The 19,803-nt window shown below is 68.8% G+C and carries 13 protein-coding genes; 8 read left to right on the top strand and 5 right to left on the bottom strand.

All coding sequences use genetic code 11. The features are described 5' to 3' along the window. Window positions 1–53 precede the first annotated feature (53 nt). On the bottom strand, window positions 54–881 hold the full coding sequence (locus ACTRWB_RS14500; protein WP_048242938.1) for a carbon-nitrogen hydrolase family protein: 828 nt from the start codon (window positions 879–881) through the stop codon (window positions 54–56). 63 nt (window positions 882–944) lie between these two features. Then, complete coding sequence (locus tag ACTRWB_RS14495) at window positions 945–5,144, bottom strand: YhdP family protein (protein WP_446902295.1); 4,200 nt, start codon at window positions 5,142–5,144, stop codon at window positions 945–947. Window positions 5,145–5,374: 230 nt separating this feature from the next. Here ACTRWB_RS14495 and glnE point away from each other — a divergent pair, with 230 nt between their 5' ends. Both glnE and ACTRWB_RS14485 read left to right on the top strand, forming a co-directional pair. Beyond that, complete coding sequence (gene glnE, locus ACTRWB_RS14490) at window positions 5,375–8,164, top strand: bifunctional [glutamate--ammonia ligase]-adenylyl-L-tyrosine phosphorylase/[glutamate--ammonia-ligase] adenylyltransferase (protein ID WP_446902294.1); 2,790 nt, start codon at window positions 5,375–5,377, stop codon at window positions 8,162–8,164. Window positions 8,165–8,307: 143 nt separating this feature from the next. Next, window positions 8,308–10,548, top strand: a complete 2,241-nt coding sequence (locus tag ACTRWB_RS14485; protein ID WP_446902293.1) for a carbohydrate-binding protein — start codon at window positions 8,308–8,310, stop codon at window positions 10,546–10,548. Between the two features lie 129 nt (window positions 10,549–10,677). Here ACTRWB_RS14485 and recN read toward each other — a convergent pair whose 3' ends face one another. Then, window positions 10,678–12,327 carry a DNA repair protein RecN gene (recN, locus tag ACTRWB_RS14480; protein ID WP_446902292.1) on the bottom strand — a complete coding sequence of 550 codons (1,650 nt, stop codon included), beginning with the start codon at window positions 12,325–12,327 and terminating at the stop codon, window positions 10,678–10,680. A 19-nt stretch (window positions 12,328–12,346) separates the two neighbouring features. Then, window positions 12,347–13,249, bottom strand: coding sequence for an NAD kinase (locus ACTRWB_RS14475; RefSeq protein ID WP_129513765.1), 903 nt, complete (start codon window positions 13,247–13,249; stop codon window positions 12,347–12,349). Window positions 13,250–13,380: 131 nt separating this feature from the next. On the opposite strand from ACTRWB_RS14475, the gene hrcA reads away from it, so the two are divergent. The 3 genes from hrcA to ACTRWB_RS14460 all read left to right on the top strand — a co-directional run bounded on the left by hrcA (window position 13,381) and on the right by ACTRWB_RS14460 (window position 16,085). Next, on the top strand, window positions 13,381–14,403 hold the full coding sequence (hrcA, locus tag ACTRWB_RS14470) for a heat-inducible transcriptional repressor HrcA (protein ID WP_048242933.1): 1,023 nt from the start codon (window positions 13,381–13,383) through the stop codon (window positions 14,401–14,403). 125 nt (window positions 14,404–14,528) lie between these two features. Further along, window positions 14,529–15,593 (top strand): ferrochelatase, encoded by a 1,065-nt coding sequence (gene hemH / locus ACTRWB_RS14465; protein WP_446902291.1) that lies wholly within the window; start codon window positions 14,529–14,531, stop codon window positions 15,591–15,593. 84 nt (window positions 15,594–15,677) lie between these two features. Then, the gene (locus ACTRWB_RS14460; protein ID WP_419686280.1) at window positions 15,678–16,085 is read left to right on the top strand and encodes an RNA-binding S4 domain-containing protein; all 408 of its coding nucleotides are present in this window, start codon (window positions 15,678–15,680) and stop codon (window positions 16,083–16,085) included. On the opposite strand, the gene ACTRWB_RS14455 is transcribed toward ACTRWB_RS14460, so the two are convergent. After that, window positions 16,057–16,218, bottom strand: coding sequence for a hypothetical protein (locus ACTRWB_RS14455; protein WP_006476841.1), 162 nt, complete (start codon window positions 16,216–16,218; stop codon window positions 16,057–16,059). The two genes, ACTRWB_RS14460 and ACTRWB_RS14455, sit on opposite strands and share 29 nt — an antisense overlap. A 354-nt stretch (window positions 16,219–16,572) precedes the next feature. On the opposite strand from ACTRWB_RS14455, the gene grpE reads away from it, so the two are divergent. From grpE to dnaK, 3 genes are all read left to right on the top strand, one after another. Further along, on the top strand, window positions 16,573–17,118 hold the full coding sequence (gene grpE, locus ACTRWB_RS14450; protein ID WP_129513768.1) for a nucleotide exchange factor GrpE: 546 nt from the start codon (window positions 16,573–16,575) through the stop codon (window positions 17,116–17,118). A 10-nt stretch (window positions 17,119–17,128) separates the two neighbouring features. Next, the gene (locus ACTRWB_RS14445; RefSeq protein WP_446902290.1) at window positions 17,129–17,554 is read left to right on the top strand and encodes a thioredoxin family protein; all 426 of its coding nucleotides are present in this window, start codon (window positions 17,129–17,131) and stop codon (window positions 17,552–17,554) included. Window positions 17,555–17,702: 148 nt separating this feature from the next. Next, a complete protein-coding gene (gene dnaK, locus ACTRWB_RS14440) occupies window positions 17,703–19,655 on the top strand; it encodes a molecular chaperone DnaK (protein ID WP_193097668.1) in 1,953 nt (650 codons plus the stop codon). The last annotated feature ends 148 nt before the right edge of the window (window positions 19,656–19,803 follow it).

The following is a 19,803-nucleotide window of genomic DNA, read 5'->3' as shown; positions in this document are numbered from 1 at the left end:
GTGCTTCTGGGCAGATGGGTTGGCCGCGCGGTGTTTCAAGCGGCGAAGCGGATTCAGGTCAGCACGCGGTGCCGCCACGCGGGCAGGCTCTGGCGCACGTCGGCGATGCGCTGCGGATCGATCGCGCCGAGCACGACGCTTGCGCCCACGTCGCGGACCGCGACGATCTCGCCCCACGGGTCGATCAGCATGCTGTGGCCCCAGGTGCGCCGGCCGTTCTCGTGCTTGCCGCCCTGCGCGGCCGCGAGCACGTAGCACTGGTTCTCGACGGCCCGCGCGCGCAGCAGCGTTTCCCAGTGCGCACGGCCCGTCGTATACGTAAACGCCGACGGTACGACGATCATCGCGCAGTCGCCCATCCTGCGATACAGCTCCGGAAAGCGCAGATCGTAACAGACCGACAGGCCGACCCGCCCGAACGGCGCGTCGAACGCGACGACCGTATCGCCTGCACGGATCGTGCGCGCCTCGTCGAACGACTCGTCGCCTTTCTCGAAGTTGAACAGGTGGATCTTGTCGTAGCGCGCGGCTTCGTTGCCGGACGGATCGAACACGAGCGTGGTGTTCAGCACGCGATCGGGCTCGGGCGCCTTCAGCGGCAGCGTGCCGCCGATCACCCAGATGCCGTGGCGCCGCGCGGTGTCCGCGAGGAAGCGCTGGATCGGGCCATCCTGATAGGGTTCGGCAAGCGCGAGCTTGTCGGTGTCGCGGTGGCCCATGAAGCAGAAATACTCGGGCAGCAGCACGAGCTGCGCGCCTTCGCCGGCCGCTTCCGCGATCAGGCGGCGGGCTTCGGCGAGATTGCGCGCGACGTCCGGCGTGCTCACCATCTGCAGCGCGGCAACCCGAAAGGGTGTAGCGGAACGGGTGTGGTCGGTCATCGCGGGATCGGTTGCGTCATAAATGGGGTGCGGCCCGGCACCGCGCGCGGTTCGACGCGCGGCTCATTGGTTCACCGCATCGGCGGGACCGTGATTTATCTTACCCTGATCGCTCCGCACCCGCTCGATGTGCGGGTGCGCCCATGAACCCGTGATCGCGTAGTCGAGCGCGAACGCGTGCGACAGCGTCTCCGACAGCGCGTAGTTCGCGGCCAGTACGCCGACGCCGAGCAGCGGATTGATGATCGCGGCCGCGATCGCCGCCGTGCCGGCGCCGATCTTCGGTGCGACGTGCGCGTGCAGGTCCTGCGTCTCGTGGCCGAGGTCGACCGCGCCGCGTACCGTCACGTTCGCGGGCGCCGTCGTCATCGAGAAGTCGTCGGTGCGCGCGATCCCGTTCGAGATCCGGCCGGTGCCCGTGATCTTGTCGAACGGCAGCCCCTTGCCGACCACGTCGCGGAAATTCAGCGTCAGGAAGCGCGCGAGGCTTTGCAGGCTCAGCACGCCGAGGAGTTTCGCCGCGCCCGGATCGACTTTCAGGATCTGCCCGTGTTCGAGGTCGAGCGCGACCTGGCCGCCGAGCGACGGGAAGTCGAGCGCGGTCGGGCCGCCGCGCCAGCCGACCTTGCCCGTGACCGAGCCGTGACCGTCCGCGAGCGTGCGCGGCAGGCCGACGCGGTCGAGCAGCGCGCCCGCGTTGTCGATGTCGAGCTTGAAGTCGAACACGGTGCGGCGCGGCGCGTCGTTTTCGTCGGCGCCGCGGGCGAGCGCGCGGCGCGACGTGCGCCAGTTGCCGGTCGCCGTCAGCTTCGCGGCCGGGTTCGACAGTTCCAGCTTGTCGAGCTGCCACACGGGCGTGCCATCCTCGTCGATGTTGCGCGCGTTGACGACCAGACGGCCGATGTCGTGATTGCGCGCGACCACTTGATCGACGATCAGGTCGATCGATGGCATCGGGCGGTCGGTCGGCGTCGGCAGGTTCATCGCGCGGCCGACGAGGTCGTGCTGCGCGCTGTCCGGGATCACGAGCTTCGCGAGCCGCGCGTTCAGCACACCCGCGCCGTTGTGGCCGCCGCCCGGCGCCCACGACAGGTAGCCCGACACCTGGTTCGACGCGATGTTCGCCTGCCACAGCTCGTCGATGTGCGACGCGCCGACGATCACGTTTTCCCAGTTGCGCTTGAGCAGCTTCAGCGTGCCGAAGTGGAACGCGAAACGCTTCGGCGCGAAGCTCGCGAAATCGACGCGCGGCGCGGCCGGCGGCTCCGGCGCGCGCGGTGTCGCGGGCTGCAGCGTGTGGGCGAGCGCGAGCCATGCGTCGGCATCCAGTTCGTCGACGTCGACGGCCGCGCTCACGCCGTCCTGCGGCATGTCGGGCATCCGGTGGATGCCCATCGCGCCGCGCACCGCGCGCAGCGGCTGGCCGCGCGTCGCATCGAGCAGGTAGGTCGCGGATACGGGGCCGAGCGTCAGGTCGGCGTGTTCGAGGCGCTTGCCGTCCGCCTGCGGCGCCGGCTGCAGCGTGAAGCTGAACGGCATCGGCGTGCCGGCCGGCTTCGCGAACGGCGCCGGGAAATTCAGCGCGACACCCGTCAGGTCGGAATGCGCGCTGATGTCGGGCAGGCGGCCCGGCGCGCCGCGTACGGCGAGCTTGTACGGTGCGTCGCCGACCACGTGCTCGAGCAGCGCGGCGGCCGGACCGTGCAGGTTCAGGCCGCGCGCGGCGTCGAGCGCGAGCCGGCCGTCGACGTCCACCGTGTACGGGCCGTGCGACTGGAAGGTGCCGTTTGCGTGCACCGGGCCGCCGAGGAAGCGCCCCGACAGGTCGTGCAGCGACGCGCCGGCTTCGGTGAACCGGACGCTGCCGCGCAGCGCCGACAGCGGCGGCACGCCGCTGGTCGACAGCGTGTTGCCGCCGAACGCGAGCGCGCCTTCGATGTGCGTATGCGGATGCGCGACGTGCTGCGGAATCGTGATCTTGAGCCCGAGCGACGCAGGCCCCTGCGCATCGATCCGCTGGCCGATATGCCCGCTCATCGTGCCGAGCGAGCTGTTGTCCGCGTAGTCGATCAGGTCGGCGAGCGGGCCCTGCGCATGGCCGTCGATGACGAGCGGCGAGTGGGTCGGATTGCCGAGATCGTCGATGCGGCCGGCGACCTTCGTCAGCGCGACGCGCTTGTAGTGCGCGCGGTCGATGTCGAAGCGCAGCTTGTTCTGCGCGAGCTCGAACTTGCCGTCGATCCCGTCGAGCGCCGGCCAGACGCTCGGCGTGCCGTTCGCGAGCTTGCGCGGCGGGTACGGCGTCGGCTCGAAGCGGCCGCCGGTGAACGGCGCGACGATGTGGAACACGCCGGCGTCCGGCTCGTGTTCGAACGGGAATTTCTCGAGCGGACCGCGGGCGACGATCGACGCGCCCTTGGTCACCGTGCCGTTCTGCAGCGCGTGGCCGAGATAGTCGCGCAGGTGCTCGGACATCCCGGTCGGCAGGTAGCGCGGAATGCGCGCCACCGACGCGCGTGCGAACTCGGCGCGCAGGTCGAGCGAGCCGCGGCCGTGGCCGGGGTTCGTGTACGAGCCCGACACCGCGATTTCGGCATCGGGGTTCGACACGAGCAGGTCGGGCAGCGTCACGTCGACGCGCGCATGCTTGTCGCCGGGCGCGGGCGTGATCGCCCATTTGACGTTGCCGCGCAGGCGGTCGAACGTCAGGCGCGGCTCGTCGAACTCGCCGGGCACCGTGACGGCCGCGTTGACCGTGTCGAAATGCGCGGTGCCGCCCGTCTCGCTCGCGTCGACGCGGCCCCACAGGTTCTCGATGCCCGGCCAGCCGGCGCGTGGGTGGCCGCGCGGCGACAGGCCGGGCGGCGGCTCCTGCGCGGCGAAGCTGAGGCCTTGCAGATCGCCGAGGAAGCGGTAGCGGACGATCGGCGCGGCGCCGGTGCGGCGCTCCTCTTCCGCGAGGTCGGCCCGCGCGGGTTTCGCGCGCTCGACTTCGATCTGGTAGTTCGACATCATCCCGCGCGGGTCGATCTTGATCAGTTCGTTGCGCAGGCGTGCAGGCAGCGGCAGGCCGCGAATGAATTCGCTGAGGATCCCGAGATCGACACGGTCGCCGACGACGCTGATCAGCTGCCCCTGGGTCGCCGTCGGCACGCGGTAACGGGCCGTCAGCGTCGACAGCGCGAGCGAGCGGGCGAGCGGCGTACCGTCGTCGAGCGGCGGCTGGCCGAGTTCCGCATGGAAGCGCGACAGGTGCAGCGTGTAGTCGTGCCCCGTGTCCATTGCCATGTCCCAGCCGAATCCGACCACCGGCACGTCGAGCCGCGGCTGCGTCGGCCGCACGCGCAGCGTGACGTCGGCGCCCTGCAGGTCGCCGCCCGCCGAGCGCAGCCGGCCGTCGCGAAAGGTCGCCCAGATCGCGTTGTCGATCCGGCCTGCATGGATCGTGAGCGGGATGTCGAGGTAACGGGCGAGCGTCTGCAGATCGACGGGGCCGGTCGACAGGTACGCGTCGCCGGTCCAGTTGGACGGCTTGCCGACCGGCGCGAGCGCCTTGTGCGTGAAGCGCGCGCGGAAATCGAGCGGGCCGAGCAGCAGCGTGCCGTTCGCGGGCGCCTGCAGTGCGGCCCGGTGTACGCGGCCGTTGTTGAGCACCGCGATCCGGATGCCCGACAGCACGAGCTCCGGCGCGTCGTGCTGTGCGTCGCGCCAGCGCAGCGTGCCGCCGCGCAGCACGATCGCTTCCTGTTTCAGCAGCCAGGTACCGAACGTGTCGTTGCCGCCGTGGGTGGTCGCGACGCCGACACCCGCGATGCTCAGCGAGCCGTCGGCGGCGCGCGCGACGACGAGGTCGGGCTGGTCGACGATCAGGCTCGACAGCGCAGGCGACAGCCTCAGCAGCGACATCCACGACAGCGCGGCGGTCGCATGCGGCACCGACAGCGCGATCTTGCCGTCACGGCCGCGGATCGTCAGGTTCGTGAGTTCGACGCCCGGCTGCATGCCGGACCAGTTCGGGGAAAGCTTGCCGATCGAAAGCTGCGCGTGGAGCTTGTCGGACACGAGGCGCTCGATGCGCGGGCGGAATTCGTCGATGCGGGGCAGCAGCACATAGCGCAGCCCGAGGAACGCGCCGGACGCAACGAAGTAGGTGCCGATCCCGACTGCCAGCGTCACCTTGAACACGCGACGCAGGACCGGATGATCGTGCTTCGGAGGTCCCGCTTCGGGCGCAGCTACGGCGGATTCCTGACGGTCGGACATGCGGCGGACGGGCGGCGATATGGTAGTTTTGCAGACTGACGTTGAAATGTATCACACGGGTTCGTGCCGGCGGCCGTTGCGGCAGTGCGGCACGGGCTTTCCGGCGCGCGGTTTCGCGACGGACGCAGGTGCGTCCCGCGATGCCGCGCCGAGTCCATGGGGCCTGTCGGCAGCGGCGCGCGCACGCGTTTGCCCGCGCCGGCCGGCCTTACCGCCAGGCCCGCTTCTCGATGACCGACGCTTCCGCCCTGATCAGCACGTCCTATTCCCGTTATATCGCGCGCGCGGCCGCCGCGCGGCCCGCGCTGGCCGAACAGGTCGCCGCGTGGGCCGCCGCGCCGCTCACCCGCGCGCAGCTCGACGCGCGCCTCACCGAACTGCTCGCGATGCCGGCCGGCGCGGCCGCGCCGACCGAGGAGCAACTGAAGCGCGCGCTGCGGCAACTGCGCGCCGAGGCGTTCGGCGCGGTCGCGGAGCGCGACTTGCGCGGGCTGGCGGACGTCGCCGAGGGGACCGGCGCGATGACCGATCTCGCCGAAGTGGCCGTGCAGCGCTCGCTCGCGCTGCTGTCGGCTGAACGCGAGGCGCTGTACGGCGAGCCGCGCGGCGCCGACGGCCAGCGCGTCGTGCTCGGCGTGGTCGGGATGGGCAAGCTCGGCGGCCGCGAACTGAACGTGTCGTCGGACATCGACCTGATCTTCGTCTACGAGGACGACGGCGAGACGACCGGCGGCGCGCGCGCGCCGCTGTCCACGCAGGAATACTTCACGCGGCTCGGCCGGCGCCTGATCGGCGTGATGTCCGAGGTCACTGCCGACGGCTACGTGTTTCGCGTCGACATGCGGCTGCGTCCGAACGGCGATTCCGGTCCGCTCGTCTGCAGCCTCGGAATGCTCGAGGAATATTTCTACGTGCAGGGGCGCGAGTGGGAGCGCTATGCATGGATCAAGGGGCGGCTCGTATCGGAAGGCGACAGCGACGCGGCGCAGCGGCTCGAGTCCCAGCTCGAGTCGATCGTCAAGCCGTTCGTGTACCGCCGCTATCTCGATTTTGGGGTGATCGGCGCGATCCGTTCGCTGCACCAGCAGATCCGGCAGGAAGCCGCGCGCCGTGCATCGATGCGGCCCGACAAGGCCGATGACATCAAGCTCGGGCGCGGCGGGATCCGCGAAATCGAATTCAGCGCGCAGGTGTTCCAGCTGATCCGCGGCGGCCAGGACGCGGAATTCCGCGTGCGGCCGACGCTCGCGGTGCTGCGCCATGCGCAGGCGCGCGGGCTGATCGGCGAGGACGTGCGCGCGCGCCTGACCGACGCCTACAACTTCCTGCGCACGCTCGAGCACCGGCTGCAATACCGCAACGACGCGCAGACGCACGCGATGCCGGTCGAGCCCGACGAACGCGCGGCGCTGGCCGCGTCGCTCGGCTTTGCCGACTATGCGGCGCTGATGACGGTGCTGGATGATCACCGGACCTTCGTCGAGGCGCAGTTCCGCCAGATCTTCGCGGACAAGGTGGGCGGCAACCCTTGCGCGGCGGGCGACGATACGGCGGCGGCGTGGATCTGGAGCGGCGCGCTGGCCGACGACGGCGAGGACGACACGCTGGTCGCGCGCCTCGACGGCCTCGGCTTCGCCGATCCGGCCACCGTGCTCGCGCGGCTGCGCGCGATCTGGCAGTCGTCGCGCTACACGGGCTTGCCGGAAAAGAGCCGGCAGCGCTTCGACAGCGTCGCGCAACGGGCGCTCGAGGCCGCGCCGCGGATCGACGCCGCGCGCCGCGACGACACGATCGTGCGCCTGTTCGACTTGTTGGAGACGGTCAGCCGGCGCGGCGTCTATCTCGCGCTGCTGACCGAATATCCGGCCGCGCTCGATCGCGTGCTGTCGGTGCTCGGCGCGACGCGCTGGGGCGGCGGTTACCTGATCCGTCACCCGCAACTGCTCGACGAACTGCTCGACGACGAGGCGATCGCGAGCCCGTTCGACTGGCCCGCGTTCAAGGACGCGCTGCGCGCGCGCCTCGCGGCGGCCGACGGCCCCGAGCAGCAGATGGACCTGCTGCGGCACGCGCAGCACGCGGAGGTGTTCCGGATCCTGCTGATCGATCTCGCCGGGCAGCTGTCGGTCGAGCATGTGAGCGACCGGCTGTCCGAGCTGGCCGATGCGGTGCTCGACGTGACGATCGAAGTCGTCTGGTCGCAGCTCGCGAAGCGCCATCGCGACGTGCCGAAGTTCGCGGTAATCGCGTACGGCAAGCTGGGCGGCAAGGAGCTCGGCTACGCATCCGATCTCGACCTGATCTTCCTGTACGACGACCCCGACGAGCGCTCGGCGGACGTCTACACGACCTTCACCCGGCGGCTCATCACGTGGCTCACGACGGCGACCGGTGCGGGCGCGCTGTTCGACATCGACCTTCGGCTGCGGCCGAACGGCGAGGCCGGGCTGCTCGTCACCGATCTCGACGCATTCCGCCGTTACCAGCTGCGCGAGGGCGATGCCGCGAATACCGCGTGGGTGTGGGAGCACCAGGCGCTGACGCGCGCCCGCTACAGCGCGGGCGACGCGCAGATCGGCGCGGACTTCGAGGCGATCCGCCATCAGGTGCTGACGACGCCGCGCGACGGGGACGTACTCGCGAAGGAGATCGTCGACATGCGCGGCAAGGTGTTTGCCGGTCACCCGAACCAGACCGAGCTGTTCGACCTGAAGCACGATCGCGGCGGGATGGTCGACATCGAGTTCATCGTCCAGTACTGGGTGCTGCTGCACGCGTCGAGCGACGCCGAGCTGATCCGCAATACCGGCAACATCGCGCTGCTGCGCGAGGTCGCGCGCTTCGGGCTGATGGGCGAGGACGAGGCCGAGCAGGTTGGCGCGGCCTACCGCAAGTACCGGAAGCTGCAGCACAAGCTGCGGCTCGACGGGATGGAAAAGGCGCGGGTCGACCCGGCGACGGTCGCCGGCGAGCGGGCCGCGGTGACGGCGTTGTGGGAGCGGGTGTTCGGCGGCGCGTGACGGCGGCGCGCGGGCCGTCCGGGCCGCGCACCCGAGGCTTTGAGAATCGATTGAGATTGTTTGAGCGGAACGGCCGGCATCGAAAAAATGCGGCTTTCCGTTCAACCGGCACCGCGTGTGCACGAAGCGATCTCGAGCCTATTTTGAAACCGATCCGCCATTCACTTGTCACGACGGCGCTGTCCGCGGCCGTCACGGGACTTTTCTCCGTTGCCGCCCATGCCGCCGATGCGGCGCCGACCCCGCTCACGAACCGGTTGCTTGGCGAAGGCCAGTGCCTTGCGTGGCAACCGGGCGGCGACGCGGTCGCCTTCGCCGCGTGCGATGGCAGTGCGGCGCAGGACTGGCAGTTTCAGAAGCAGAGCGGCGGTTATCAGCTGATCCGCAACCGGGCGGCGATCGCGCAGGGAGGCGATCGTTGTCTGCGCGCCCACTCGGACGGCGACGCGGGCCGGGTCACGCTGGGGACCTGCAACGGAGACGGCTACACGTCGATGCGCACCTGGCAGGTCAGCGCCGGCCTCGACGGCAGGATCGTGCTGCGCAACAAGTATCGCGGCGATCTGGGCCGAACCGAAGTGCTGAGCGCGTCGGCCGACAACCGCGACGTGGCGATGCGTCCCGGCACGGGCTTCACACCGGCGTCGACGTTCACCTATCCGCTGCCGCAACCGCTGCCGACCCGGCCGCTTGCCGGCGATAAATCCGTGCTGCTGATGGTCACGCACTTCAACGACTCGAAGCCGGCCGATGCCGACGTCGTGCGCAAGGCCGTGTTCGGCGATGGCGACGACTACGCGTCGCTGCGCCGTTATCTCGAGGTCGCGTCGCGCGGCAAGCTGACGGTTCACGGCGAAACGCTCGACAGCGTCAATCTCGGCGACCGGCCGGCAACCTGCGATTCGGGCGCGATCCGCACGGCCGCGCGCAAAGCGGCGCTCGCGCGTGGCGTGAACCCGGATCAATTCGACTACCTGTTCGTCGACCTGCCGAAAATGAGCAACTGCGGCTGGAGCGGTCTTGCCGCGACGCCGGGCAACTGGATCCTGTCGAACGCGAGCGGCCACGGTTACTGGATGTGGTCGCACGAGTTCGGCCACAACCTCGGCGCGAAGCATCCGGGCTCGCTCGTCGATTGTCCGACGCCGGGCGGCACGGTCGAGGTCGGCGGCGCATGTCGCGCCGGCAAGGTCGACGATCCGTCCGACACGATGGGTGGCGGCGGTCGGCGCCTGTATCCGGCGAGCTACCAGCTGTTCGCCGGCTGGCTCGGCGAAGCCGATGTACCGGAGATTCGCGCCGACGGCACCTACCGGCTTGCCCCGCTGTGGGGCGATGCGCCGGGCGCGAAAGCGTACCGGGTCGCGCGCACCGACGGCTCGACGCTGTGGTTCGAGTTCCGCCAGCCGCTGCGCGGTTTCGACGACTGGAAGGCGGGCGATCCGTTCGTCAACGGCGTGATCGTGCGGACCGTTGCGCACGGCGGCAACGTGCTGACGAACACGCTGGTCGACGCGATGCCCGGCAGCGCGGACGGCATGAAGGACGCGCCGCTGATGCCCGGGCACACGTTGCACGATACGCTGTCGGGCAAGCTCGTCACCGTGAAATCGGTCGGGCCGGACGGCGCGGTGATCGAGGTGAGGAACGACGGCCTGCTGCTGCCGAACGCGGTGGTCACGGGCCCGCAGCAGGCGGACGCGGGCGCGCGGGTCGTGCTGTCGGGCGCGTCGTCGGGCGGCGAGCATCTGCGCTACGCATGGAGCGCGCCGGCCGGCATCGACGCGAAGCCGGCCGGCCCCGAGCTGCGCTTCGTTGCGCCGGCACTCGAGCAGGACCGCGACTACGCGTTTCGCTTGACCGTCGCCAACGACCACGACTACACCGCGCAGGCGACGCACGTCGTCAAGGTGAAGGCGCAGGAGGTCGTCGCGCCGCCGCGCGCGGCGATCGGCGGACCGGCGTCGGCCGACGGCGGCGCGAGCGTCACGCTGTCCGGCGAGTCGTCGACGGGCAAGGGGCTGAGCTATGCGTGGACGGGGCCGGCCGGCGTGCCGCTCGTGCAGACCGGCGCGGTCGCGACGTTCACCGCGCCGACGGCGGCGGATGAGCGGCGCTACGACTTCAGGCTGGTGGTGACCGATGCGCTGGGCCGCACGTCCGACGCGACCCACCGCGTGACCGTGCACGCATCGGTCGGCGAGGGCGTGACCGCGTGGGATCCCAGGCAGACCTATGCGCAGCCGTGCCAGAAGGTCAGCCATGCGGGCAAGGTCTGGGCCAACGGCTGGTGGGTGCTGGGCGACGTGCCCGGCACGGGCGGCGAGTGGGCCGCGTGGCGCCCGGTCGGCGCGGCCAACATGCACGAGCAGTGCAAGGGGTAACGTGCGGGCGGCAGGGCGGGCGCGATGCGGCGCGTGGGGCCGCATGCGGGGGCCGGGCCTGGCCGGATGAATCGGGCGAGTCCGCCCCCCGGCCTTTGCATGGCCGGGCGCCGAGTCGTGACGGCCGCGTCAGGCCGCCAGCATTTCCTTCGCGTGCTTGCGCGTCGTGGCCGTGATCTCAAGCCCGCCGAGCATCCGCGCGACCTCCTCGATCCGGTTGGCCCGGTCGAGCGCGACGACCGTCGAGACCGTGCCGCCGCGGTCGTCGGCGCCCTTCGCGACCTGGAAGTGGTGGTCGCCGCGTGCGGCGACCTGCGGCAGGTGCGTCACGCACAGCACCTGACGGTCGCGCCCGAGCTGGTGCAGCAGGCGGCCGACCACTTCGGCGACGCCGCCGCCGATCCCCGTATCGACTTCGTCGAAGATCAATGTCGGCGTCGGGCTCGCGGCGCTCGCGATGACCGCGAGCGCGAGGCTGATCCGCGCGAGCTCGCCGCCCGACGCGACTTTCGCGAGCGGCCGCAGCGGCACGCCGGCGTGCCCGGCGACCCGGAATTCGACCTGCTCGAGCCCGTGCGGGCCGCCGTCGGCGAGCGGCACGAGCGAGACTTCGAAACTTCCGCCCGCCATCGACAGTTCCTGCATGCCTGTCGTGACGGCCGTGCCCAGCGCCCTGGCGGCTTGTGCTCGCGCCTTGGACAGGTGCTTCGCGTCGGCGAGATAGGCTTCCCGCGCCTTGGCCTGGATCGCCTCGAGCGCGCCGAGATCGGCGGCCGCGTCGAGCGCGGCGAGCTGGGCGCGGCGCGCCGCATGTTCTTCGTGCAGCGTGTCGGGCGGCAGCCGGAACTTGCGGGCGGTCGAGTGCAGCGCATCGAGGCGCGTTTCGACCTGCGCGTGCCGCTCGGGGTCGAGATCGACGCGCTGCGCGTAGTGCGACAGCGAGTAGACGGCTTCCTGCAGCTGGATCTCGGCCGGTTCGAGCGACGCGAGCGCGTCGCCGAGCGTGGTGTCGTAGTCGGCGAGGCTGCGCAGCTTCGACACGATCGCGCCGAGCTGCGCGAGCATCGCGTCGTCGGCCTCGGACAGCGCGTTGAGCGCGCCCCGTACGCCTTCGATCAGGTTCGCCGAATGCGACAGGCGCTTGTGCTCGTTGCTGACCTCATCCCATTCGCCGGCCTGCGGCGCGAGCTTGTCGAGCTCGGCGAGCTGCCACGCGAGCTTTTCGCGTTCGAGCTGCAGCTCGCGCTCGTGCGCCTTCGCGGCGTCGATCGCCTGCGTCGCGTCACGCCAGACGCGCCACGCACGTGCGACGTTCGCGGCATCGGCGACGAGCCCCGCGTGCGTATCGAACAGCTCGCGCTGCGCGTCGGGCCGCATCAGCAACTGGTGCGCGTGCTGGCCGTGGATGTCGACGAGCATCTCGCCGAGTTCGCGCAGTTGCGCGAGCGTCGCGCTGGTGCCGTTGATGAACGCGCGCGAACGGCCGTTCGCGTCGATCACGCGGCGCAGCATCACGGTGTCCTCGGCGTCGAACGCGTGTTCGTCGAGCCAGCGCACGACGCGGTCGTGCGGCGTGAATTCGGCCGTGATGTCGGCGCGGCCGCAGCCGGTGCGCACGACGCTCGCGTCGGAGCGTTCGCCCAGTGCGAGCGCGAGGGCGTCGATCAGGATCGATTTCCCGGCGCCGGTTTCGCCGGAAAACACGGAAAAGCCGCGGTCGAATTCGAGATCGAGCGCGGCGACGATGACGAAGTCGCGTATCGAGAGGTGGCGGAGCATGGTGTCGGGCGGAGGGGCGTCAGGACGCCTTGTCGTCTTCGTTCGATGCGTGTTCGTTCCAGTGCAGCTTCTTGCGCAGCGTCGTGTAGTAGCTGTAGCCGATCGGGTGCAGGAACGGCACCGTGTGCTTCGAGCGGCGCACCTCGATCGTGTCGTTCAGTTCGAGCGAGGTGAACGACTGCATGTCGAAGTTCACGTTGACGTCGCGCCCGCCGACGATCTGGATCGCGATCTTCGTGTCGTCCGGCAGCACGATCGGCCGGTTCGACAGCGCGTGCGGCGCGATCGGCACGAGCACGATGCCCTGCAGCTGCGGATGGAGGATCGGGCCGGCCGACGACAGCGCATAAGCGGTCGAGCCCGTCGGCGTGGCGACGATCAGGCCGTCCGAACGCTGGTTGTACATGTACCGGCCGTCGACCGACGCGCGCAGCTCGACCATCCCGGAGAAGCCGCTGCGGTTGACGACGACGTCGTTGAATGCGATCGCGTGGTAGATCGGTTCGCCGTCGCGCATGATCCGCGCCTCGAGCAGCGAGCGCTCTTCGCGCTCGAACTTGCCCGACAGCATCACGGGGACGAGCGCGTGCATGTCGGCGGCCGCGATGTCCGTGATGAAGCCGAGCCGCCCGTGGTTGATCCCGATCAGCGGCGTCCGGTACGGCGCAAGCTGGCGGCCGATGCCGAGCATCGTGCCGTCGCCGCCCAGCACGACCGCCACGTCCGCACGCGCCCCGATTTCGGCCGGGGTGAGCGCCGGATAACCGGTGATGCCGAACTCGCGCGCGGTATCGCCTTCGAAGACGACCTCGAAGCCCAGCTTCGCGAGGCTGGCAGCCAGGGTGGCGAGCGGCTCGGCGATGCCGGGCGTGTTGCTCCGGCCGACGAGCGCGACAGTATTGAACTGATTACCGGTTTTCATGCCGGCATTACACCATAGCTCGTTGACGAAAAGAACCGGCTGTGCACCGGTGGGGCCGGATCGGGCCGGCCCGCGCAATGGCGGCCGACGCCACTCGCCGCGGTCGCGCGGTTGCGCTAAAATTTTCCACCATGCTAGATCCTCGCGCACGAACCCTCCTGAAAACCCTGATCGAACGGTATATCGCCGACGGTCAGCCAGTCGGATCGCGCACGTTGTCCCGTTATTCCGGGCTCGAGCTGAGCCCGGCGACGATCCGCAACGTGATGTCCGACCTGGAGGAGCTCGGCCTCGTGTCGAGCCCGCACACGTCGGCCGGCCGCGTGCCGACGCCGCGCGGCTACCGGCTGTTCGTCGACACGATGCTCACGGTCGAGACGCCGATCGACGCCGAGGCCGTCGCGCGGCAGGTGCAGAACACGCTGCAGGCCGGCGAGCCGCAGCAGCGGGTGGTCGCCGCCGCGGCGAGCGTGCTGTCGAACCTGTCGCAGTTCGCGGGCGTCGTGCTGACACCGCGTCGCAGCCACGTGTTCAAGCAGATCGAGTTCATGCGGCTGTCGGACAAGCGCATCCTGCTGATCATCGTCACGCCCGAGGGCGACGTGCAGAACCGGATGCTCGCGACGCCGCGCGACTACTCGCCGTCGCAACTCACCGAGGCGTCCAACTACATCAACGCGCATTTCGCCGGCCTGTCGTTCGACGAGGTGCGCCGCCGCCTGCGCGACGAGATCGACCAGTTGCGCGGCGACATGACCGCGCTGATGCATCTGGCGGTGACGGCCAGCACCGAGGTGCCCGACACCGAGGACACCGTGCTGATTTCCGGCGAGCGCAACCTGCTCGAGGTGGCGGACTTGTCGTCCGACATGGCGCGGCTGCGCAAGCTGTTCGACGTGTTCGACCAAAAGACGGGCCTCCTGCAACTGCTCGACGTGTCGAGCCACGCCCAGGGCGTGCAGATCTTCATCGGCGGCGAATCGACGCTCGTGCCGATCGAGGAAATGAGCGTCGTCACCGCGCCTTACGAGGTGAACGGGCAGATCGTCGGCACGCTCGGTGTGATCGGCCCGACCCGGATGGCGTACAACCGCGTGATTCCGATCGTCGACATCACCGCGCGCCTGCTGTCGCTGACGTTGAGCCAGCAGTAGCACACCCGATCCCGCCCCGTCATCGTGCCGCGGCGCCGTGCGTGCCGACAGTCGGCCGAACGGTACGGGGCGGCCCGCTATAATTGAGAGCCGTCCGGTCCCGTGCCCTGAGCACGTTCTTGCCCATGCGTTTCGATCTTGAGCCGCCTTCGAGCATCGCGGCCGCCCACCGCATCGGCGTGCTGCTGATCAATCTCGGCACGCCCGACGCGCCCACGCCGCGCGCAGTACGGCGCTATCTGGCCGAATTCCTGTCGGATCCGCGGGTCGTCGAAATTCCGCAGGTCGTCTGGCAGGTGCTGCTGCGCACGCTGATCCTGCCGCTGCGCGGCCGCGCGTCCGCGAAGAAATACGCGGCCGTCTGGATGCCGGAGGGCTCGCCGCTGCGCGTGCACACCGAGCGCCAGACCGACGGCGTGCGGCACCTGCTCGTGTCGAACGGCTATCACGTGCTCGTCGACTACGCGATGCGCTACGGCAGCCCGAACATTGCGCACGCGCTCGCGCAGTTCAAGCGCTCGGGCGTCGAGCGCGTGCTGCTGATGCCGATGTATCCGCAATACTCGGCGTCGACCACGGCCACCGCGTTCGATGCCGCATTCGACGCGCTCGCGCGCATGCGCAACCAGCCGGAGGTGCGCACGGTGCGGCACTACGCCGACCATCCGGCCTATATCCACGCGCTTGCCGAGCAGGTGCGCCAGTACTGGGCGCAGCACGGCCGGCCCGACTTCGCGGCGGGCGACAAGCTCGTGCTGAGCTTTCACGGCGTGCCGAAGCGCACGCTCGACCTCGGCGACCCGTATCACGACCAGTGCCAGCAAACAGGCGCGCTGCTGATGGCCGCGCTCGGGCTGTCGACGACCGAATGCCGCGTCACCTTCCAGTCGCGCTTCGGCAAGGCCGAATGGCTGCAGCCGTACACCGCGCCGACGCTGCGCGAGTTCGGCGAGGCAGGCGTGCGGCGGGCCGACGTGTTCTGTCCCGGTTTCACGGCCGATTGCCTGGAGACGATCGAGGAGATCGGCATGGAAGTGCGCGACGAGTTCCTCGCCGGCGGCGGCAAGGCGTTCCACCGCATTCCGTGCCTGAACGGCGCACCCGCGTGGCTCGGCGCGATCGGCGAGATCGTCGCCGAGAACCTGCAGGGCTGGCCCGTCAAGGCCGCGCAGCCCGAAACGGTGAACTGAGATGGAACGACACCCGCGCACATTTCATTCGCTGCGCGCCGGGGAGGCGGTCAGCCTCCTTGGGGCGGCCCGGCGGAGGCTGACATGAACTACAAGATTTCCACGGAACCGGGCGCGAAGCTGCGCATCGACAAATGGCTGTGGGCGGCCCGGTTCTTCAAGACGCGCTCGCTCGCGACCGATGCGGTCGACAAGGGGCACGTGAAGATCGGCGGTTCCGCGATCAAGCCGGCGAAGGAGGTGCGCGTCGGCGACGAGGTCGAGATTGCGATGGACGGCATCGTCTGGCACATTGCCGTGCGCGGCGTGTGCGATGTGCGCGGGCCGGCGAGCGTCGCGCAGACGCTTTACGAGGAAACGGAAGCGGGGCGGGCCGCGCGGCTCGCCGAACTGGAGCGGCGTCGCACGTATCGCGAGCCGGCGGCCGAGCTGCACGGCCGGCCGACGAAGCGCGACCGGCGCATCATCGACAGATTTTCTGGTGGGAGCTGAACATCTGGTCGAACGTCGCCCGCGCGCTTCCGTATTCGGTCGTGCGATCGGTCACGGCTCCCGACAGACAGATGGTGGTGGTGCCGGCAATGAGTACCAGCGCGACCACCGAAATCGCAAAGGTCAGTTTCACGGTACTCCCCTCGAGAAGACGGGTGAAAAGGCGCCTGGTGGATGTAAGGCGACGGTCAGCTTAGGGTAAACACGCTTTTCCGACGCTTGAGTGGAGTGTAGTGCAGCGGCGTTGTGCGCAGCTAGTACTTGCCAGGTAAGCGTTGTTACAGGCCGTTTCTCCCGATCCGGCGAACGCTGCGACGCATGCACCGGCAGGACGCGCGGTTGTTTCGCGGCAATGGCGAATGCCGGCGAATAACCCTCTTGAAATTGTAGTTTTCGCCCTTATTTGCACCAGCAATGTGCGGTACCGCCGGGTATACGGTCCGGCGGTGACCGATTTGGCTTCAACCTCTAATCGACTTTCAGCGACATGGAAAACACGCAAGAGAACCCGGCACCCCAATCGGCCGAAGACATCGGCAGCGAGAAGCAGGCGGCGCAAGGCGCCACTCCCGCCGCCGAAGCCGCCGACGCGGCGCTCGCGGAGGCTCAAGCCAAGGTCGCCGAGCTGCAGGAGAGCTTCCTGCGGGCCAAGGCCGAGACCGAGAACGTGCGCCGTCGCGCGCAGGATGACGTCTCGAAGGCGCACAAGTTCGCGATCGAAAGCTTCGCGGAGCACCTGCTGCCCGTGCTGGACAGCCTGGAAGCGGCCGTCAGCGACACGTCCGGCGACATCGCGAAGGTGCGCGAAGGCGTCGAACTGACGCTGCGCCAGCTGACGAGCGCGCTCGAGAAGGGCCGCGTCGTCGCGATCAACCCGGTCGGCGAGAAGTTCGATCCGCACCAGCACCAGGCGATTTCGATGGTGCCGGCCGAGCAGGAGCCGAACACCGTCGTCGCGGTGCTGCAAAAGGGCTATACGATCGCCGACCGCGTGCTGCGCCCGGCGCTCGTCACCGTCGCGCAGCCGAAGTAAGGCCGTCGCGATGGCTGCCGCCGGCGTCGATCCGGCCGCGTTCGACGTGTTCGACATGCAGCCGCTGGCTGCCGACACGTTCGACGCGGGTATCGACGGCGCGGGCGATGCGCTCGCGGTGGTGTTCTTCTGGGGCGTCGACTGCTTCAACTGCGAGGTCGCGAAGAAGGCGATGCTCGCCCAGCCCGACGCGATCCGCGCGCTGGACTTGAAGTGGTTCCATTGCAACGTGTACGAACACCATCAGCTGGGGCACCGCTTCGGGCTGCACGGCGTGCCGACGTGGTTCTTCTTCCACCGCGGCAAGCGTCTCGGCCGTGCGACGGGCTGGCATGGCCTCGCGCAGTTCCAGGCGGCCGTTTCGGCGGCGCGCGCGAAGATCGCGGCGGCGGCCGGCATTCCGGCGGCCGGCGATCCGGTAGCCGGCGGCGATTGAAAAAATTTAATATCCGCATCGCTTGTCGGGTCTTGAAAACGGGCCGGACGGACGCATGTCGGGAGCAGAGTTGAATTCTGGCGCGTGAAACCGCCCAAAAACGCGGCGTTTCGCGCAGCAATCAAGCATTTCTGGAGATTAGGAAAAAATGGGAAAGATCATCGGTATTGACCTCGGCACCACGAACTCGTGCGTCGCCATCATGGAAGGCAACCAGGTCAAGGTCATCGAGAACTCGGAAGGCACGCGCACCACGCCGTCGATCATCGCCTACATGGACGACAACGAAGTGCTCGTCGGCGCGCCGGCCAAGCGTCAGTCGGTGACCAACCCGAAGAACACGCTGTTCGCGGTGAAGCGCCTGATCGGCCGCCGCTTCGAAGAGAAGGAAGTCCAGAAGGACATCGGCCTGATGCCGTACAGCATCGTCAAGGCCGACAACGGCGATGCATGGGTCGAAGCGCACGGCGAAAAGCTCGCGCCGCCGCAGGTTTCGGCTGAAGTGCTGCGCAAGATGAAGAAGACGGCCGAAGACTACCTCGGCGAGCCGGTCACGGAAGCCGTGATCACGGTGCCGGCGTACTTCAACGACAGCCAGCGCCAGGCGACCAAGGATGCCGGCCGCATCGCGGGCCTCGAAGTCAAGCGGATCATCAACGAGCCGACGGCAGCTGCGCTCGCGTTCGGCCTCGACAAGGTCGAGAAGGGCGACCGCAAGATCGCCGTGTATGACCTCGGCGGCGGTACGTTCGACGTGTCGATCATCGAGATCGCGGACGTCGACGGCGAAATGCAGTTCGAAGTGCTGTCGACCAACGGCGACACGTTCCTCGGCGGCGAAGACTTCGACCAGCGCATCATCGATTACATCATCGGCGAGTTCAAGAAGGAGCAGGGCGTCGACCTGTCGAAGGACGTGCTCGCGCTGCAACGCCTGAAGGAAGCCGCTGAAAAGGCGAAGATCGAGCTGTCGTCGAGCCAGCAGACCGAAATCAACCTGCCGTACATCACGGCGGACGCGTCGGGCCCGAAGCACTTGAACCTGAAGATCACCCGCGCGAAGCTGGAAGCGCTGGTCGAGGACCTCGTCGAGCGCACGATCGAACCGTGCCGCATCGCGATCAAGGACGCAGGCGTCAAGGTGTCGGACATCGACGACGTGATCCTGGTCGGCGGCCAGACCCGCATGCCGAAGGTCCTGGAGAAGGTGAAGGAGTTCTTCGGCAAGGATCCGCGCCGTGACGTGAACCCGGACGAAGCCGTCGCGGTTGGCGCGGCGATCCAGGGCCAGGTCCTGTCGGGCGACCGCAAGGACGTGCTGCTGCTCGACGTGACCCCGCTGTCGCTCGGCATCGAGACGCTCGGCGGCGTGATGACGAAGATGATCAGCAAGAACACGACGATCCCGACGAAGCACGCGCAAGTGTATTCGACGGCGGACGACAACCAGGGCGCCGTGACGATCAAGGTGTTCCAGGGCGAACGCGAAATGGCGGCCGGCAACAAGCTGCTCGGCGAGTTCAACCTCGAAGGCATCCCGCCCGCACCGCGCGGCGTGCCGCAGATCGAAGTGAGCTTCGACATCGACGCGAACGGCATCCTGCACGTCGGCGCGAAGGACAAGGCGACCGGCAAGGAAAACAGGATCACGATCAAGGCCAACTCGGGTCTGTCCGAGGCTGAAATCGACCAGATGATCAAGGACGCGGAAGCGAACGCAGCGGAAGACCACAAGCTGCGCGAGCTGGCCGATTCGCGCAACCAGGGCGACGCGCTGGTCCACAGCACGAAGAAGGCGCTCACCGAGTACGGCGACAAGCTGGACGCAGGCGAGAAGGAAGCGATCGAAGCGTCGCTGAAGTCGCTCGAGGAAGTGCTGAAGGACACGTCGGCCGACAAGGCAACGATCGACGCGAAGGTCGAGGAGCTCGGCAAGGTCTCGCAGAAGCTCGGCGAGAAGATGTACGCCGACATGCAGGCTCAGCAGGCGGGTGCCGCCGCCGGCGCTGGTGCAGCGGAAGGCGCGGCCCATGCGGGTGGCGCGCAGCAGGCTGCCGACGACGTCGTCGACGCCGAGTTCAAGGAAGTGAAGAAGGACTAAGCCGGGTTGCAATGGCACCGCACGCCGCGCGCGGAAACGCGCGCGGCGCGACTGACCAGCGGCTGAAAAGCGGTCTGTCTTTCCTTCCGGATGGCCGGATCGACTCCACGCCTGGCGGGCTTCGCGGCCCTCCGGGCACATTTGTTTT

Source organism: Burkholderia sp. YIM B11467, assembly GCF_052952715.1.
The sequence above is the reverse complement of the archived record's forward strand: the minus strand, read 5'-3'. Positions and strand labels throughout refer to the sequence as shown.

Bases quoted from the DNA above. Each gene is read 5' to 3' on its own strand.
- ACTRWB_RS14500 (WP_048242938.1), bottom strand. From the start codon at position 881: ATGACCGACCACACCCGTTCCGCTACACCCTTTCGGGTTGCCGCGCTG.
- hrcA (WP_048242933.1), top strand. From the start codon at position 13,381: ATGCTAGATCCTCGCGCACGAACCCTCCTGAAAACCCTGATCGAACGG.
- ACTRWB_RS14460 (WP_419686280.1), top strand. From the start codon at position 15,678: ATGAACTACAAGATTTCCACGGAACCGGGCGCGAAGCTGCGCATCGAC.
- ACTRWB_RS14445 (WP_446902290.1), top strand. From the start codon at position 17,129: ATGGCTGCCGCCGGCGTCGATCCGGCCGCGTTCGACGTGTTCGACATG.
- glnE (WP_446902294.1), top strand. From the start codon at position 5,375: ATGACCGACGCTTCCGCCCTGATCAGCACGTCCTATTCCCGTTATATC.
- dnaK (WP_193097668.1), top strand. From the start codon at position 17,703: ATGGGAAAGATCATCGGTATTGACCTCGGCACCACGAACTCGTGCGTC.
- recN (WP_446902292.1), bottom strand. From the start codon at position 12,327: ATGCTCCGCCACCTCTCGATACGCGACTTCGTCATCGTCGCCGCGCTC.
- ACTRWB_RS14475 (WP_129513765.1), bottom strand. From the start codon at position 13,249: ATGAAAACCGGTAATCAGTTCAATACTGTCGCGCTCGTCGGCCGGAGC.
- grpE (WP_129513768.1), top strand. From the start codon at position 16,573: ATGGAAAACACGCAAGAGAACCCGGCACCCCAATCGGCCGAAGACATC.
- hemH (WP_446902291.1), top strand. From the start codon at position 14,529: ATGCGTTTCGATCTTGAGCCGCCTTCGAGCATCGCGGCCGCCCACCGC.
- ACTRWB_RS14495 (WP_446902295.1), bottom strand. From the start codon at position 5,144: ATGTCCGACCGTCAGGAATCCGCCGTAGCTGCGCCCGAAGCGGGACCT.